This is a genomic window from Providencia sp. PROV188 (assembly GCF_027595165.1).
Lineage (GTDB): Bacteria > Pseudomonadota > Gammaproteobacteria > Enterobacterales > Enterobacteriaceae > Providencia > Providencia lanzhouensis.
On the sequence record NZ_CP097291.1, the window covers coordinates 1,743,829 to 1,761,524 of the forward strand.

The following is a 17,696-nucleotide window of genomic DNA, read 5'->3' on the forward strand; positions in this document are numbered from 1 at the left end:
ATCATTTGCAATAGTCTACGCCTATCAAAATGTTAATAAGCTAAGGTAAAAACGATTTAATGACACATAAGTTTTTATGTATTCTTTGCTTCGAATTAGATGGTCATACAAGTTGTTGGTCAAAAACAGAATGCACTGAGCTACTTTTGATTTGTGCATTACAGGGATCTGTTAGAAGCTTTAAATATGCTGACTTCTGGCTGTATTTTAATACGGTCGAGCTCTGTTTTTGCTGTTACCCAAGACTGAATAAAAGACCTCTTAATAATTTGTATAAGCAATAAATAAAAAACTCATCTTAGGAATTGAAAATGAAAAAAGTTTTACTGACTGCTATCGCAGCAACAGTTCTTGGTTTCACAACAGCAAATGCAGCAACTTCAGTTGGCGGTGGCCAAGTTAACTTTAACGGTAAAGTTATGGATGTTTCTTGTAACGTTTCTGTTGATGGTCAAGGCAGCGATGCAACTGTGTATTTAGCACCTGTTTCTTTACAAGAAGTTAAAAACGGTGGCGCTAATACTATTCTAAAACCAAAAACTTTCGCTATCGAAATCAGTGATTGTGCACAAAGCGGCAAACCTGTTACTGATACTGCAGCCTTAGGCGTGCGTTGGACTGGTGGTAACTTAGCTGCTAATACTAACGGTAGCTTAGCTAACACTGTTGTTAATGGCGCTAAAAACATCCAATTAGCACTGTCTACTGACGGCGAAAAAACCACTAAAATTTTCCCAGGTCAAGCAAGCCAACCAAAAGCAGTTGGTGAGAAAAACGGTAGCAATACTCGTTTCACTTACTATGTTGGTTACTCAACAGCAACTCCTGACACTGTAAGCGCGGGTGAAATCCAAAGCTACGCGACTTACGAAATTACTTATAACTAATTTTTCAGTCAGTTTTTATCGACATTTTCGATAAAAGCATGAGTTAGTAAGCGGTGGGCTAACTGCCGCTTTTTGCTTTGAGGCCTACATGAAAGCCATTCTATTTAGCCTTTGCTTACTGTCGAGTATGACAGCATTTGCAAATAACATCATCGTTAACGGTACTCGTTTTGTTTATCCTAGCGATGAGAAAGAAATCACTATCCAATTAAATAATACGGCTGACCGCCCGGCTATGGCCCAGGCATGGCTTGATACAGGTGATGCATCTGAAACACCTGATACGATTAAAACGCCATTTCAACTCACGCCACCGATTTCCCGAATTGAAGCAAAAGGTGGACAAACTATCCGCATTAAGCTGATGGATAAATCCGCCTTACCACAAGACAGAGAATCCTTATGGTGGCTGAATTTGTTAGACATTCCACCAATGGTCAAAAATAAAGCAGAAGAAAATCAAAATGTGCTGCAATTGGCTATCCGTTCTCGTTTTAAATTTTTCTATCGCCCATCAGGCCTAGGTAGCCGAGAGCTTGCTCCTGAGCAACTCGTTGTTAAAGCAGATGGCAGCAAACTTAATATCGGCAACCCGTCGCCATACTTTATTACTATTACAAAAATTTCTACTGATGGTTCTAACGGATTGAATAATGAAACAATTTTTTTAGAGCCTAAAAGCCAGTCGACAGTGACACTCAAGCGAGCACTGACGTCAGGAACTAAAATTATTATTAACAATATCAACGATTACGGCTCAGATGTAGCGGTAAAAACTACCGTTAAATAGGATTTAGAATGAAGCAGAGAGAGTTAAAAAATAAATATACAAACTTACTCTCAGTGACAGGTTTAGTCACAGTCTGTGCTTTACCGTCGTTTTATGCTTGGAGTGAAGAAGATACCACGTATGAATTTAACAGTGGTTTCATTATAGGTAGCCAAGAAAACGTTGATTTTGACAGATTTAATACAACAGGGATTGGCCCAGGAAAATATTCCGTTGATGTATATACCAATGGGAGTTGGAAAGGGCGATACGACCTTGATTTCGTCGCAAAAGAAAATGGACAGTTAGGAACCTGCTATACCCCAGCCCTGTTATCTGACTTGGGTATTAATGTCGAAAAGTTTGCCCCGACGGCGAAACCCGATAGCAAAGAGTGTCTCTTTTTAACTCAGTGGAATAGTGATCCTGATGTTAGTGACACATTTCACTCATCAACATTACGAGTTGATATTTCTGTTCCTCAAATTTATGAGCAGAAATCATCTCGTGGCTATGTCTCTGAACAATTTTGGGAAACTGGAGTCCCTGCGTTGAATCTGGGGTATATGAGTAACTATTATGATAGTCGCTCAAATGGTAACAATAATGCGAGTGCTTATCTCGGATTAAATGCAGGATTAAGCTATGACGGTTGGTTATTAAAGCATATTGGAAATTTAAATTGGCAACGTAAAGAGGGTGCTAATTGGCATAGTAACCAAACCTATTTACAACGTCCTATTGTTGGATTGAAATCTAAAGCAACCGCAGGTCAGTTTTATACTGACGGGGATATGTTCGACAGTATCAGTTTATTAGGGGCTAAAATTGCCACTGACGATACAATGTATCCTGATAGCATGAGTTCTTTTGTACCTGAAATTCGAGGTGTTGCACAAAGTAATGCCCTTGTTACCGTCAAACAAAATGACGTCGTTATTTATCAAACCTCGGTTTCCCCTGGGCCATTTAACCTCAATGATGTGTACCCATCTGGTTATGGTAATGACCTTGTTGTGACTATCAAAGAGGCAGATGGAAGTGAATCTTCTTTTAGTGTGCCTTACACGTCTATGGCACAGTTACTACGTCCCGGTTATACCCGTTATCAACTGTCAGGTGGTAAATCAGATGCTAAAGGCATCAGTAACCAACCGTTCATTATGCAAGGTACTTTGCAGCACGGTTTAAATAACACGTTCACACTGTATGGTGGAATCACGGCATTTGATGACTATCAGGCTTATTTGCTAGGTGCGGGTGTGAATACGGTTATTGGTGCGGTTGCCGTCGATGTTACCCAATCAAGAACGGTATTCAATCAAAAAACGGATATGGGGCAGAGTTATCGGTTTACTTTTAATAAGTTATTTTCTGATACTGACACAAACCTTGTATTAGCGGCATACCGTTATTCAACAGAAGATTATTACAGTCTTTCTAATGCGATTTACACGATTGATGCGGATAAGAAAGGAATAGATAGTTCATTAGGGCGTGAGAAAAACGGTTTTAGCTACACAATTAACCAAAATTTACCGTACGACTTAGGTAGTTTCTATTTCACTGGACGTATTTCAAGTTATTGGAACCGTAGCGGTATCGAAAAACAGTACCAATTAAATTACAACAACCAATTTGAACGCTTTTCGTATGGCATCTCATTTATGCGAGTCTATTCAGATAATACGCAAAGAACGCAAGATGACCGTGTGAGTTTAAATGTGAACTTCCCTCTCTATTTCGGGGATCGCAATTACGCTGCCATTACCTCAAACACCATCTTTAATAATGATAAATTTGGTTCTTCACAAGTGGGAGTTAATGGGGCAATTGATACAGATAATAATTGGACTTATGGTTTAAATACGTCGTTTGAAGAACATGGTAATAGTAATTTTGCACTGAATACGGGATATCAAACTTCGGTTGTGAATACGAATGCTAACTACAGCCAAGGTAATGGTTATCGTCAATATGGTGCTTCTGCTAATGGATCAATGGTGGTGCATGAGGGTGGAGTCACATTCTCGCCGAATACCTCTTCAACGATTGCATTAATAGAAGCGAAGGGGGCCGAAGGAGCTTCTGTCATGGGGTCACAGAACACCAAAATTGATAGCCATGGGTATGCGTTAGCGCCTTATGTTCGCCCTTATCGTATTAATAATGTCGACATTGACCCGAAAGGTAGCCCTGAAGATATCGTGTTTAACAGTACCACAGCGCAAGTTGTACCGTATGAAGGTAGCGTTGTAAAAGTTGTTTTTGATACGAAAGTTGAGAAAAACGCAGTGTATAGCGTCGTTCGACCGAACAGTAAAGCGCTGCCATTCGGTGCCAATGTGTTGGATCCTCAAGGGAATTACATTGGTGTTGTAGGGCAAGGTGGGACAGTCTTTATCAGTAATAATGAATCTAAACTTGCGACAGTGAAGTGGGAAGGCGGAGAGTGTTCGTTCCCATTAACGACGGAAAATAGTCAGGAGAGTCTATGTCAATGATCAAAAAATGGCGCTGGCTAATTGGTGCTGGTGTTCTCCTTACTACTCAGTATGCATTAGCTTTCGGGTATGCAGATGTTTGTTATCGCAAGAATGTAAGACCCATAGATCTCAATATGACCTTAGGCAATGTTGTTGTTGATCCAAACCTTCCTGTTGGAGGGGTTATTATGAGAAAACAATGGCCTATGCGTACTAATGGCTATCAATCGTATTTAACATGTTATGGAACGAATACGCTTCAAGCTGAAGTGGTGATGGGGGGTCTGCGTCATTTAGGTGATGGCGTTTATCAATCCAGTATTCCAGGAATAGGTATGAAATTTGAACGAGGTGGAAACCAAGTCAATATTCTCTATCCCGGTACTCATACGATTTATGGCGGACGAAATGGCGTAAGCGTATACCTTGAAAACTCAACGTTCACATTAACGTTGATAAAAACCGCAAGAAAAACAGGTTCTGGCACAATTGCCAATGGGCAGTACACCGAATATGGTTATAAACATAATACGGATCCATTAATTCGAACGTATCTACAAGGAAATGCGATCACGATTGTATCGCCATCTTGCTTAATCAATGGTGGACGAGAACAGAATGTGACACTCGCGCCGATAAAGCGTAATCAATTGACCGCTTATCAAGCGCCTGTAGGAGAGATTGATTTTGATATTACCATGGAGTGTAACGGTGGAATTACCTCTTCAGGATTAACTACATTTAATATTGATTTTCGTGGAAATGCGTCGGCGAGTGATGTTAATGGCGTACTAAGAAATGAAGAAGCTGGAACTAATGGTGCAAAGGGTGTTGGTATTCAAGTAATAGAAAGAAGTAGTAAAGCACCATTAAGTTTTACTCGTAGTTATAAAGTCGGTACGGTAGTGAATAATCAGGATGACTTATTGATTTTTCCTTTAACCGCTCGATATTTTCCTTATGAGAGAGCCATTTCGGCAGGTGATGTTCGGTCACACTTAGTTTTCAATGTCACTTACGATTAAAAATCATATTCAACTTCAATAGGAAATCGCATATTTTTAATAAAACATATGCGATTTTTTTGTTTTTAAATTAATGCTGGTCAGTGGTGTGAGGTCGGATGTTTTATTATATATATAATATGCAGCTTTAATTTTTTAAAAGAAATAAAAAAATACCCAGAAAGCTAATTTTAATCGATGAAGATTAATGGTCTACATTAGCGTTAACTGGGTATTTTTAGATAATCGAAAAAAGATTATTATGCGTGATGTTTAGATGGAATAATTACACTTTCTGCTGCGTATTGTAATTCTCTATTCGGAATGTCGAATGAATGGTCATCGTTATTATTAATTTCACTTTTATAACCGTTAAAGAACCATTCAATAGGACACATTAAAATTTCAGCAATATCAAGCAGATGGTCAATTGGGATCTTGTTAACACCATTTTCATACCGCGATATTTGCTGCTGACTTAAATGTAACTTATTTGCTAGATTTGCACCTGACAAGCCTAGCTCTTTTCTCCGGTTTTTTATTCTAAGACCAATGACACTATGAATGTCCATATGACATACTCAACTTATTATTAAGGTTATTATCAGTCGTTTTCACTATATATTATATTAAATTACAAGCTGGTTTAAAAGCTAATAATTAAAATTAACGTCAAATTAAAGTATTTAACTTTCAATGATGGTCTTTCATTTTGTGATAGTCACATTCAAAAATTCGACGTTTGTTTCTGTAGTGCCATTTTGAATATTCCGAATTAAAATAACAATAAGAATATCCCGCTAGAATTACGCGGTTAAACCTGTCTGTTTAATAAAATCAACATTTATCTTGTTTGTTAGTTAATTGTTTAATATGTTAATTAGATTAGTTTAACCGTTTCATTATGAAACGTTGGGGTTGATTTTGGATGGTTTTCATTTTTGTTATCCTATAATTTATTCATTTTAATTCTAAATTAAAATATAAAATCAGGAATTTAAAATGCAATGTGTTACTTTTTTTGTGAATTAAATTTCAATTAATTTTATTTATTTTTGTTTTTATAATTAAATATAACTAGATTTATTATATTAAATAATAAAAAAGAAATTTCTTTAGCACTACACTAAGTATAAATATCAAGTATACTTAAGTTAACTTAATTCGCTTTATCACTGAGTGTGTGAGGGTAATATGAAACTGTATATCTATGATCATTGTCCATTTTGTGTTCGCGCCAGAATGATTTTTGGCTTAAAAAAAGTTGCGGTAGAAGAAATGATTTTGTTGGATAACGATATCGAAACCCCAACACGTATGATAGGGCGTAAAATGGTACCTATTCTAGAGAAAGAAGATGGTAGCTATTTACCTGAGAGTTTAGATATTGTGCGCTATATTGACCAATTAAGTGAGCCTCGTTTAGCCGCAGGGGAAATTAGCCCTGAAATTGATAGTTGGTATAAAGCAGTTTCGTCGACGGTATCTAAATTAGTGACACCACGTTTTACTGAATCTGAGTTTCCTGAAATAGCGACGGAAGCGGCTAAAACCGCGTATATCCAGCGTGTTAGCAAGTTTCATGGAGATGATTTATCTGTACTGCGTAAAGAAACGCACACGCTGTTGATTGAGTTAGAGCCGCATATGGATCTATTAGATGTATGGCTAGAAAAGCGTAACAAAGCACTTGTAGATATTAATGATTTTATTATCTTCCCTGTGTTGCGTAGCTTAAGTATTGTGAAAGAAATAGGTTTTAGCACCACAATTCATGACTATATGGACCGCACATCAAAAGCGACAGGAATTAATTTGTTATTCAGCCAAGCCAAATAATATTTAAGCAATACTAATATAGGAAGATAAAAAAACCGCCAAATTAAGAATGGCGGTTTTTTATTTTGCAATAAAAGCAGGATTACTGCATATAATCACTCAAGATATAAACAAGTTTATAATGGCCTTGTGTCAACGTTAAATGATCTTTGGTTAATGTTACTGTTGCACCATTTGTCAGCATACGGTTAATTAAGGTATCCCATCGTGAAAGATCTTCATCTACGCACTCTAATTCTGTTTTACTTAATGTTTTAACTTTTAGTGTTGCATTATTAATTGCACCCATTCCGTTAAAGTCATTACACATAGAGGCAGAGACAAACATTTTTTCACCGAATGAAATGGACGGTGCGGTCTGTTTTTTGGCAATGCGCTGACCATCCACTTCAGTTAAGACAAAATTATGATGCATCAGCTGCTGCTCAAGGGATTGCTGACTACTACCTGCCTTTACCTGATGGGTTTGGCAAGCTGCAAGTAACAACCCAAAGAGCGTTAGAGGGATCAATCTTTTCATGATGCGAGATCCTGCTAAGGCTTCACAACGTTCGGGCAATTTTCGCCACGACTGATTTGTTGAATATTACTCAGTGTTGTTAAGCTGATACTTGTTAAGGCTTCTTCGGTTAAAAATGCCTGATGGCCGGTAAATAATACGTTATGACAAGAAGATAATCGGCGGAAGATATCATCTTGAATTACATCATTAGATTTATCTTCAAAGAATAGATCTCTTTCATTCTCATACACATCCATACCTAATGCGCCAATTTTTTGGGATTTGAGCGCATTAATCGCGGCAGCCGAATCGACTAAAGCTCCACGGCTGGTATTGATGATCATTACGCCTGATTTCATGCGATTAAACGCGTTTTCATCCAGCAAATGGTGGTTTTCCGGTGTTAAAGGACAGTGCAGAGAGATAACATCGGATTCTCGATACAAGGTGTCTAAATCGACATATTCGGCACCCAGATCAAGGACGGCTTGGCTTGGGTATGGGTCATGAGCCAGTAGGCGCATTCCAAACCCTTTTAAAATTCGTAACGTGGCTTGACCAATTTTACCTGTACCAATAATGCCCGCAGTGCGGTTATGCATGTTAAAGCCAGTTAGGCCTTCGAGAGAAAAGTTAGCATCTCGAGTACGTTGATACGCGCGATGAATACGGCGATTCAAGCATAGCATCATGCCAACAGCATGTTCTGCAACAGCTTCAGGAGAATAAGCAGGAACGCGAACGACTTGAATTCCCAACTCATGGGCTGCATCTAAATCAACATTATTAAAGCCAGCGCAGCGTAACGCGAGAATATGCACATCGAGAGCCGCGAGCTCTTCCAGCACAGCACGGTTTGCTTCATCATTAACGAAAATGCAAACTGCGTCAGCACCGACGGCATTTTTAGCTGTCTGAACCGTTAATGGAAAATCAAAGTATTCAATATTAAAATTAAACTCTGATTGTTGGTTGACCTGTTCCATATGTTTGCGATCATACTGTTTGGTGCTATAGGAAACAATTTTCATCAGAGGAACTCCATAATTTATAGGAACCAATAAATGACAAAGTGTAGGTAAAATAAACAAACCTACAAAAATATGCGTTCAGAATAAGACAATTAGTGATGTAAATCACCTCTAAATTAAGAAAATATCTTACTGTTTACGTTTGATTTTCGTTTGCTCACTATCTTTAACAAAGACGGTCATTTTTAGTGTTAAAATAATGCCATTGTTAAGTTTTATTTTTCTTCTTTTACAGAATAGATTGGTTTTAAAGAACAAAGAACGTTAAGGAGCAGCGTGAAAATTTGCATTATTGGTATATCAGGAGCAGGGAAAACAACGCTCGCTCAAAAGTTATCGGAAGAATTTAATCTCCCTGCATATGGCTACGATGACATTTATTGGAATAAAACCCAAATGGAGTACGTTAAAAATACGCCGGAAACCATGAACTCACTGATTTCGGAGATAAAATCTAAAGAAAGCTGGATAATGGAAGGCTCTTATGACAAGCGTTTAGCGCCTTTTTTTGTCGATTGCTCATTAATCATTCGGCTCAACATTCCTTATCGAGTTTGCGCTTTTCGGATCATTAAACGCTTTTTAATATCGCAATTAAAGGGCATGCGACCAAAAGAAACCTTGATGAATACGTTAGAACTGCTGCGTTTTGCTAAACACTTTGATCAGCGATTGGATGAGTTTTTTGCAGCTAATCCGATATTTGCCGAGAAAGTGAAATTTGCACATGATACACCATCATGTTTTCGTGAAATTGCCAACTATACAGCATCACATATTCACTAAGAACTGACTGAAAATAATGAAGTAACGGAGTGAACACATAGGGTTAAGTTGTTCATTTCTGCTTTAAAAGATTAGAATATATTTATCTGAATGGAGATAGTTATTATGGAAATGACCTACATCGCAATGCAAGTCGTTGAACTGCTCGTTCCAATGCATCCTTTCGCTTTATTTTCATCCATATCATCAATGATATTTATCGCTGCTTCATGAAGATGATGCTCAGAGAATATTCATGAAACGGGCAATAAAAATACTGTTTTTCTTATTAGGGGTGAGTGTTGTGCTCCTAATCATATTATGGTCAACATTAACCCGTTGGGCGCCCATTGTTGCGAGTCATTTTTTACCGCCGCCAGTGACGCTGTCACTTTCTGAGCCACAACTTGTTAATCATCAAATTAGATTCCCGAGTGTGGGATTAAGTGCAAATAATTGTTCTCTTGTCACAGTAACGGATGCCAGAATCTCTTTTTTCCCGATTAGAGCCAAAATTGATGGGCTTGATGTTAATGCGGAATGTTTGGATAGCATCAAAACGAGTGAGGAGTCACCAAGTTCTCCTATCAATATCACCGAGATACTGGATGCACTCCCTCAATTTTCACTCGTCATTGATAAAATCACACTGCATTCTTGGGAACAATATCAAGGGAGTTTATGGTTACGCAGTACCGCTGATTCTCCACTTATGTTGGATTATCAGGGGGAAAATGTACGGGTTTCTTCTTTTGTTAATTCACAAAATCAACTGATTGTGCAGCAATTTTCGGCAACATTACCTCAGAGCACATTAGCGTTAGAAGAGTTGCAAACACTGGATCAACGTAAGCCACAAGAAGAGCCACAACATATTGAATTAACCGCGCAATTGGCTTTACCTCTGACGACGGCTCAACTGCCCGAAACGGGAGATATCGAAGCGCAATTTAAGCTTATTGAGTTAAATAAACGCTTAAATACAAAATTGCATTGGCAGCGCGACCAAGGATTGCTGACTGTGACGGATCTTGAGCAGCAACAAGAATTATTCCATCTTCCATGGCAGGTTTCATCATCACAAGTGATCGTAACGGATGGCCAATGGCGCTGGGATGATGCACAAGTTCCACTTCATGGTGGAATTGCATTTCAAATTGATAACTGGAATCAAGCCCTGAGTGAGTTTGTGGTTTCAGGACGTTTGAATATGTTGACTGATGCAAAAAAAGGAAAAGCTAACTTAGTTCTTACCCTTGAACCTAGCCGTATCAATCTCCTCGATGCAAATATTGATTTTAGACTCAACGGTCAAGTGAAATACGATGACATGGTGCTGGATATCAATTTGCCAGCAAAAATTGCAGGTCAGTTGGTTTCACCCACCGTTGCATTTATGCCCGGCTCATTAATGAGAGCCTATGGGCAGGTTTCACCGACAATTCTGTTACGGGAAATACGCTTACCTTTGGCGGGTACGCGTTTAAATGCCGACGGAATTTCGGGGCGCTTACAAGCGATTTTAAAAGTAAAAGAACAGTACTGGGGGGATTTTGATATTCACCTCGATGGTAGCGCGAATAAGTTTAATATTGATAAAGGTAAATGGTTCTGGAATTACTGGGGAAATGCTCAGCTACCCGCGTTAGCCGCTCGTTGGGATGTGAAAGGTAACGGTAATTGGCAAGATACACGATTAACGCTCAATAGTTTAAATACGGGATTTGACCAAATTAAATATGGTTTACTCTCCATGTCTGCTCCACGCCTTAAATTGACATCGCCACTGGTTTGGCAGAGAGACCCAGCAAAAGCTGATTTTTATGGCGCATTGCAATTAACTAGTAATCGAATGTTATTTGGTGCTGACAGCTATTTACCTAAAATTACGGCGAATGCAGAACTTAAAGGTACATCCCCAGCCAGTTTTCAGTTAAAAGGGGATTTAAGTACTAGGCAAGTAGGACCTATCGTGATATTTGGGCGCTGGGACGGTGAACGTCTGCGTGGTGAAGCACGTTGGCCAGAGCAGTCAGTGAAAGCATTTCAAACATTAATTCCGAAAGACCTAAATATTGAATTACGGGAGGGTAAACTATTTTCTCAAGCCGCTTTTTCCATGACTCCAGAAAATGGTTTTATTGCTGGTGGGCATTGGCGAGTGCAAAATACGAGCTTATGGATGAAGGATGGTGAGCTTAATGGTTTGGATTTTGTCTTGCCGTGGAAATTACATAATAGTACGTGGACATTAGGTGAAAAATCGCCCGTTAAATTACGAATAAAACATGTCTCGAACTTATTCGAATTCACCGATATCAAAGCGGATTTATCGGGAACATATCCTCCAACGGAAACGCATCCGATCCAACTGAGTAATGTTGGATTTAAAATGTTAGGTGGTGAAATTAATCTCGATTTACTTCGTTGGCCACAAAATAAACCCGCGACGATAAGTGTCCACCAAGTGGAACTTAGCGAATTATTCACAAAACTAAAAGTCTCACAATTTGCTGTTTCTGGTCGAGTAAATGGCGAGTTGCCATTTTACCTGAATAACCCTGATTGGATTATTAAAGGGGGATGGATGGAAAATAGTGGGCCTTTGACATTACGCTTAGATACCAATTTTGTGGAGTCTATCGCCAAAGATAATATTTCAGCGGGATCGGCAATTGGTTGGCTACAATATCTTGAAATTCAACGCAGTCGTACGGATGTGAATGTTACCAACTTGGGATTACTCACCATGTCGACTATTCTTGAAGGATATAACACCAAAGAAGCCAAGAAACGTGAAGTTCACTTAAATTATCACCATGAAGAGAATATTTTTCAGTTATGGCGTAGCTTACGTTTTGGCACTGGCTTAGAAGAATGGCTTGAAAAGAATATATAGAAGAGAAAAGGACTAACGTGAAAACATTAAAATTGATCATGATGATGGCAATGGCATCGCTATTAACGGCATGTTTACGCGTAGAAGTCGCTACGCCAGATAAGCCAATTAACATCAATATGAATGTTAAGATTGAACATGAAATCCAAATTAAAGCTGACCGACAAGTCGAAGAGTTATTGAAAGAAAACAGCGATCTATTCGGTGAGGTACCTGCAAAATGATGAACTGGTTTAAAGTCGTCACGTTATGTTCCACATTAAGCATATTTTCTGCATTTGCTCTGACTGTGGAAGAAGGTAAAACTCACGGTCTGGTAGGGGAAACCTTATCAGGATATTTGGCGGTAATTGACCAAAGTAGTGCAGATGCAAAGCAATTGGTTGAACATATTAATACTGAAAGAAAAAACCGATATACAGAAATTGCAGATAAAAATGGGCTTAAAACCAACGATGTCGCAAGAATGGCAGGGCAAAAATTGGTTGAACGTGCACCCGCGGGAGAATATGTACGCGGTATTAATGGGCAATGGATGCTGAAAAAATAAAAATGCGCACTATTTTTAATTTTAGATGAAATAAGTGCGCATTATTTTCGATGCTAAATTAAGAACCAGCAGTAAAGCGTTATTTAACGAGGCATACTGTTAAGCAATCAGTGAATCAATATGGTTTTTCGCATGTGATTGCGCTTTCTCTGCTGATTCAGCGCCTAACGAGGTGCCTTCCGCGAAAACAAATTCAATGTTTTTAATGCCAATGAAATTCAAAAATAGGGTGATGTAAGGCACCATGATATCCGTTGGTGTATCTTTATAAATCCCGCCTCGGCTAGTCAGAACATATGCACGCTTATTGGTTAATAGCCCCACAGCACCTTGTTCGGTATATTTAAAGGTATGACCAGATCGGGCGATAAAATCAAAGTAATGTTTCAGCTGAGAAGGCACTGAAAAATTGTACATCGGTGCGGTGATCACTAAAACATCGCTTTGTTTAATCTCATCAATGAGTTGATTTGATAGGTTTAAATGTGCTTGTTGCTGCTCAGTTTTAGTGTCAGTAGGTGCAAAAGCTGCTAAAATTTCGCCATCAATCGCAGGGATCGGCTGGTTAACTAAATCTCGAACTATAAATTCATCATCGGGATTTTTTTCTTGCCACTGTTGTACAAAATAATCAGCCATTTTATTGCTGTGTGAATAATCTGCCAAAATGCTTGATTTCAATAGTAGTACTTTACTCATTATTTTCCTCGAAACTCATGTGTCTATCTCATCAGATAATGATGATACTCGGTATGTGGCAGATTAATAGGAAGAAATTTAGAAGTCATACTTCAAAAAAACTGATGGTATTTGTATGAAATAACTAAAATCATAAAATAAACCTAAATATTATCTTTAGCCACCACATGATTATAGGTTGATGAGTGGCGTTATAATGAATTGAAAAATAAGGATTTAAGAATGGATTCCATTCTATCAGCATTACATGCTGACATTGAACAAACATCACTGCGTGATCAATGGCAACTGAAGAAACGCCTTCACGGCATCTCAAAAATACAAGATCAAAAATCTCGTATGGCAGTTATCGAAGTCATCAAAGGGGATATTGAAAAGGCAAAACAGAAGGTTGAGAAAAAACGTCTGAATATGCCGAAAATTGTTTATCCTGAAAACTTACCAGTTAGCCAAAGAAAACAAGCTATTTTTGATGCGATTAATCAGCATCAAGTGGTGATCATTGCTGGTGAAACGGGGTCAGGTAAAACCACGCAGATCCCTAAAATTTGCTTAGAGCTGGGCCGTGGCGTGAAGGGCTTTATTGGTCATACTCAGCCAAGAAGATTAGCGGCTCGCTCAGTGGCTTCGCGACTTGCACAAGAGTTAGAGTGTGAGCTAGGTACAAATGTCGGTTATAAAGTCCGCTTTAGTGACCAAGTGAGCGATACCACCCAAGTTAAATTAATGACGGATGGTATTTTACTGGCGGAATTGCAGAATGATAAATTGCTATTGCAATATGACACAATTATTATCGATGAAGCCCATGAGCGCAGTTTAAATATTGATTTTATTTTAGGTTATTTACGTCAATTATTGCCTAAGCGCCCTGATTTAAAAGTCATTATTACATCAGCGACGATTGATCCAGAGCGATTCTCTCGACACTTCGGTCATGCGCCAATTGTTGAAGTTTCAGGGCGAACATACCCAGTTGAAGTGCGTTATCGCCCAATTATGGGGGACGACAATGACAGCGAACGCGACCAAATTGACGGTATTATCGATGCTGTTAATGAGCTAGGGCGTGAAAGTGCCGGCGATATTCTGATTTTTATGAGTGGTGAGCGAGAAATTCGTGACACCGCTGATGCACTATCCAAACTACAGCTGCGCCATACGGAAGTCTTACCGCTATTTGCACGGTTATCTAACAGTGAGCAAAACCGAATTTTCCATCCTCATGGTGGTCGCCGAATTATTCTCGCAACGAACGTGGCAGAAACCTCACTGACGGTTCCGGGGATCAAGTATGTGATTGATACGGGTTATGCACGTATCAGCCGTTATAGTTATCGCACCAAGGTACAACGCTTACCGGTCGAAGCGATTTCACAAGCCTCTGCCAATCAGCGTAAAGGGCGATGTGGCCGTGTTTCGGACGGTATCTGTATCCGCTTGTATTCTGAAGAGGATTTCTTATCTCGACCGGAGTTCACCGATCCTGAAATCCTAAGAACCAACCTGGCGTCGGTCATTTTACAGATGACCTCAATCGGACTTGGGGATATTGCGGCATTTCCATTCGTTGAAGCACCGGATAAGCGTAATATTCAAGATGGTGTCAAATTACTGGAAGAGCTTGGTGGGATCCAACCTCACAAAGATGCAGATAAAGGTTATCGATTAACCGATATCGGACGCCAGCTAGCACAGCTCCCCGTTGACCCGCGTTTAGCGCGAATGGTGATTGAAGCCAGAAAGTATGGCGCGGTACGCGAAACAATGGTGATCGTTTCGGCATTATCGATTCAAGATCCCCGCGAAAGACCACTTGATAAACAGCAAGCTTCTGATGAAAAACACCGACGTTTCCATGATAAGCAATCGGATTTTCTGGCATTTTTAAATCTGTGGGATTATTTAAAACAGCAGCAAGAAGAATTATCTAACGCACAATTTAGAAAAATGTGCCGTCAGGATTTCCTTAATTATTTGCGAATTCGCGAGTGGCAAGATCTCTACACGCAGTTGCGTCAAGTCGTGAAAGAACAAGGGTTTGCTATCAACAGTGCTCCAGCAGATTTTCGCAGTATTCATGTCTCGCTATTGGCAGGGTTGCTCTCACATATCGGCCAGAAAGATGCTGAAAAACACGAGTTTACGGGAGCGCGAAATGCGCGATTTACTATTTTCCCAGGTTCTGGTTTATTCAAAAAACCACCGAAGTGGACGATGGTTGCTGAACTGGTTGAAACATCAAAGTTGTGGGGGCGGATTGCGGCTTCGATTGATCCTGAATGGATTGAACCTCTAGCTGAGCATTTAGTGAAACACCACTATAGCGAACCCCATTGGTCAAAATCAGAAGGTGCTGTCACAGCATCGGAAAAAGTGACTTTATACGGGTTACCGATTATTGCTTCACGCCAAGTCAATTATGGCTCTATTGATCCATTATTATGCCGCGAACTCTTTATTCGTCATGCACTGGTGGAAGGTGACTGGAATACCCGTCACGCGTTCTTTAGAGCTAACCTAAAACTGTTATCAGAAGTAGAAGATCTGGAACACAAATCACGTCGCCGTGACATTTTAGTGGATGACGAAACGCTATTTGCATTTTATGACCAGCGTATCCCGAATGATGTGATTTCCTCTCGCCATTTTGATAAATGGTGGAAGGCTGTATCAAAACAGCAACCGGATTTGCTCAGTTTTGAAAAAAATATGCTGATCAAAGAAGATGCAGGAAATGTATCGGCGCTTGATTACCCGAATTATTGGCATCAAGGCGATCTTAAATTCCGTTTAAGCTACCAGTTTGAACCAGGCACTGATGCCGATGGAGTCACCGTTCATATCCCATTAGCTATTTTGAATCAGGTGCAAAATGTGGGCTTTGACTGGCAAGTACCGGGTCTGCGCCATGAATTAATCGTTGCGTTAATCAAATCATTGCCTAAACCTATCCGTCGTAATTTTGTGCCTGCACCAAACTATGCATCTGCATTTTTGGAGCGAGTTCCGACCCCAGAAGGCAGCGTGTTAGATAAACTAGAACGTGAACTGCGCCGAATGACGGGGGTTACGGTCGAGCGTGAAGCTTGGCAGTTAGACCAACTTCCAGTACATTTAAAAATGACCTACCGAGTGGTGAATGACAAAAATAAAACTGTCGCGGAAGGGCAAGATCTGGATGTCTTAAAAGATAGCCTTAAGGAAAAAGTGCAAGAAACACTGTCCGAGGTTGTGGATGATGGTATTGAACAAAGTGGCTTGCATATTTGGAGTTTCGGAGAGTTGCCACAACGTTATGAACAAAAACGCGGAGGATATTCAGTTAAAGCCTATCCAGCGTTAGTGGATGAAAAGAACAGTGTGGGGATCCGTGTTTTTGAAACCGAATTTGAACAACAGCAAGCAATGTGGGGCGGAATTCGGCGATTATTACTCTTGAATATTCCATCGCCAATCAAATATTTGCATGAAAAGCTGCCGAATAAATCCAAATTGGGGCTCTATTTTAACCCTTACGGTAAAGTGCTTGAGTTAATTGATGACTGTATCGCGTGTGGTATTGATCAGCTGATTGCAACTTATGGCGGCGCGGTATGGACTGAAGAGCAGTTCGAATCATTGAAAGAGTATGCGAGAGCGGAATTGAACGATGTGGTTGTGAATATCGCCAAACAAGTTGAGCAAATCTTAACGGCTGTATTTGCTATCAATAAACGGTTGAAAGGCCGCGTTGATTTTTCGATGGCGCTCGCATTGTCTGATCTCAAAGCTCAAATGTCAGGATTGGTATTTAAAGGGTTTGTGACAGAGCAGGGCTGGAAGCGATTACCGGATATTTTGCGTTACTTAAACGGAATTGAACGCCGATTGGAAAAGTTAGCTATCGATCCAAATCGTGACCGTGCTCAGATGAGCAAAGTTGAACACGTACAAACCATGTGGCAGCAGTGGATGAGTAAACTAACGCCACTACAAAAGCAGTTACCGGAAGTACAGGAAGTTCGCTGGATGATTGAAGAGTTACGAGTGAGTTTATTCGCTCAACAGCTTGGAACGCCATACCCGATATCGGATAAACGGATCATTCAAACCATGGAAAGTTTAACGCAGCAACTATAGCTAGGGGTCAATGATAGCGTTAGGCTGGGGATAATTTATTGTTTAATAAGATAAAAATGCGTGATGTGGTAACGGTACCGCTCGCGCATTTTTTATTGTGAAATTATTAATTACGGATAAGCTTTACTACCCAATCTCATTTT

14 protein-coding genes are annotated in these 17,696 nt (G+C 39.7%); 10 read left to right on the forward strand and 4 right to left on the reverse strand.

Annotation, left to right across the window (positions count from 1 at the left end):
• Nucleotides 1–311 precede the first annotated feature (311 nt).
• From M5X66_RS07920 to M5X66_RS07935, 4 genes are all read left to right on the forward strand, one after another.
• Nucleotides 312–887, forward strand: coding sequence for a fimbrial protein (locus M5X66_RS07920; RefSeq protein WP_036948189.1), 576 nt, complete (start codon nt 312–314; stop codon nt 885–887).
• 88 nt (nt 888–975) lie between these two features.
• Nucleotides 976–1,677 (forward strand): fimbrial biogenesis chaperone, encoded by a 702-nt coding sequence (locus M5X66_RS07925; RefSeq protein WP_036948187.1) that lies wholly within the window; start codon nt 976–978, stop codon nt 1,675–1,677.
• An 8-nt stretch (nt 1,678–1,685) separates the two neighbouring features.
• Nucleotides 1,686–4,160: a fimbria/pilus outer membrane usher protein gene (locus M5X66_RS07930; RefSeq protein WP_270103987.1), complete on the forward strand. Its 2,475-nt coding sequence runs from the start codon at nt 1,686–1,688 to the stop codon at nt 4,158–4,160.
• Nucleotides 4,151–5,167, forward strand: coding sequence for a fimbrial protein (locus M5X66_RS07935; RefSeq protein WP_270103988.1), 1,017 nt, complete (start codon nt 4,151–4,153; stop codon nt 5,165–5,167). Before M5X66_RS07930 ends, M5X66_RS07935 begins: the two co-directional genes overlap by 10 nt.
• Nucleotides 5,168–5,406: 239 nt before the next feature.
• Here the strand turns inward: M5X66_RS07935 and M5X66_RS07940 are convergent, their stop codons facing one another.
• Nucleotides 5,407–5,718, reverse strand: a complete 312-nt coding sequence (locus M5X66_RS07940; RefSeq protein ID WP_132495890.1) for a helix-turn-helix domain-containing protein — start codon at nt 5,716–5,718, stop codon at nt 5,407–5,409.
• 622 nt (nt 5,719–6,340) lie between these two features.
• Between M5X66_RS07940 and grxB the strand changes: the two genes are divergently transcribed.
• The gene (grxB, locus tag M5X66_RS07945; protein WP_270103989.1) at nt 6,341–6,985 is read left to right on the forward strand and encodes a glutaredoxin 2; all 645 of its coding nucleotides are present in this window, start codon (nt 6,341–6,343) and stop codon (nt 6,983–6,985) included.
• A gap of 82 nt (nt 6,986–7,067) precedes the next feature.
• Here grxB and M5X66_RS07950 read toward each other — a convergent pair whose 3' ends face one another.
• Nucleotides 7,068–7,505, reverse strand: coding sequence for an META domain-containing protein (locus tag M5X66_RS07950; RefSeq protein WP_108478170.1), 438 nt, complete (start codon nt 7,503–7,505; stop codon nt 7,068–7,070).
• A gap of 14 nt (nt 7,506–7,519) precedes the next feature.
• Nucleotides 7,520–8,518, reverse strand: a complete 999-nt coding sequence (locus tag M5X66_RS07955; protein ID WP_036948169.1) for a 2-hydroxyacid dehydrogenase — start codon at nt 8,516–8,518, stop codon at nt 7,520–7,522.
• Between the two features lie 276 nt (nt 8,519–8,794).
• Here M5X66_RS07955 and M5X66_RS07960 point away from each other — a divergent pair, with 276 nt between their 5' ends.
• The 4 genes from M5X66_RS07960 to M5X66_RS07975 all read left to right on the forward strand — a co-directional run bounded on the left by M5X66_RS07960 (nt 8,795) and on the right by M5X66_RS07975 (nt 12,732).
• Nucleotides 8,795–9,304, forward strand: a complete 510-nt coding sequence (locus tag M5X66_RS07960; RefSeq protein ID WP_270103990.1) for an AAA family ATPase — start codon at nt 8,795–8,797, stop codon at nt 9,302–9,304.
• Between the two features lie 235 nt (nt 9,305–9,539).
• Nucleotides 9,540–12,182 carry a YdbH family protein gene (locus M5X66_RS07965; protein WP_336432855.1) on the forward strand — a complete coding sequence of 881 codons (2,643 nt, stop codon included), beginning with the start codon at nt 9,540–9,542 and terminating at the stop codon, nt 12,180–12,182.
• 38 nt (nt 12,183–12,220) lie between these two features.
• A complete protein-coding gene (locus M5X66_RS07970) occupies nt 12,221–12,406 on the forward strand; it encodes a YnbE family lipoprotein (protein ID WP_036948339.1) in 186 nt (61 codons plus the stop codon).
• The gene (locus M5X66_RS07975; protein WP_036948161.1) at nt 12,403–12,732 is read left to right on the forward strand and encodes a YdbL family protein; all 330 of its coding nucleotides are present in this window, start codon (nt 12,403–12,405) and stop codon (nt 12,730–12,732) included. Before M5X66_RS07970 ends, M5X66_RS07975 begins: the two co-directional genes overlap by 4 nt.
• A gap of 99 nt (nt 12,733–12,831) precedes the next feature.
• On the opposite strand, the gene M5X66_RS07980 is transcribed toward M5X66_RS07975, so the two are convergent.
• Nucleotides 12,832–13,431 carry an FMN-dependent NADH-azoreductase gene (locus tag M5X66_RS07980; RefSeq protein WP_036948157.1) on the reverse strand — a complete coding sequence of 200 codons (600 nt, stop codon included), beginning with the start codon at nt 13,429–13,431 and terminating at the stop codon, nt 12,832–12,834.
• 222 nt (nt 13,432–13,653) lie between these two features.
• Between M5X66_RS07980 and hrpA the strand changes: the two genes are divergently transcribed.
• On the forward strand, nt 13,654–17,553 hold the full coding sequence (gene hrpA / locus M5X66_RS07985) for an ATP-dependent RNA helicase HrpA (RefSeq protein WP_270103992.1): 3,900 nt from the start codon (nt 13,654–13,656) through the stop codon (nt 17,551–17,553).
• Nucleotides 17,554–17,696 lie beyond the last annotated feature (143 nt).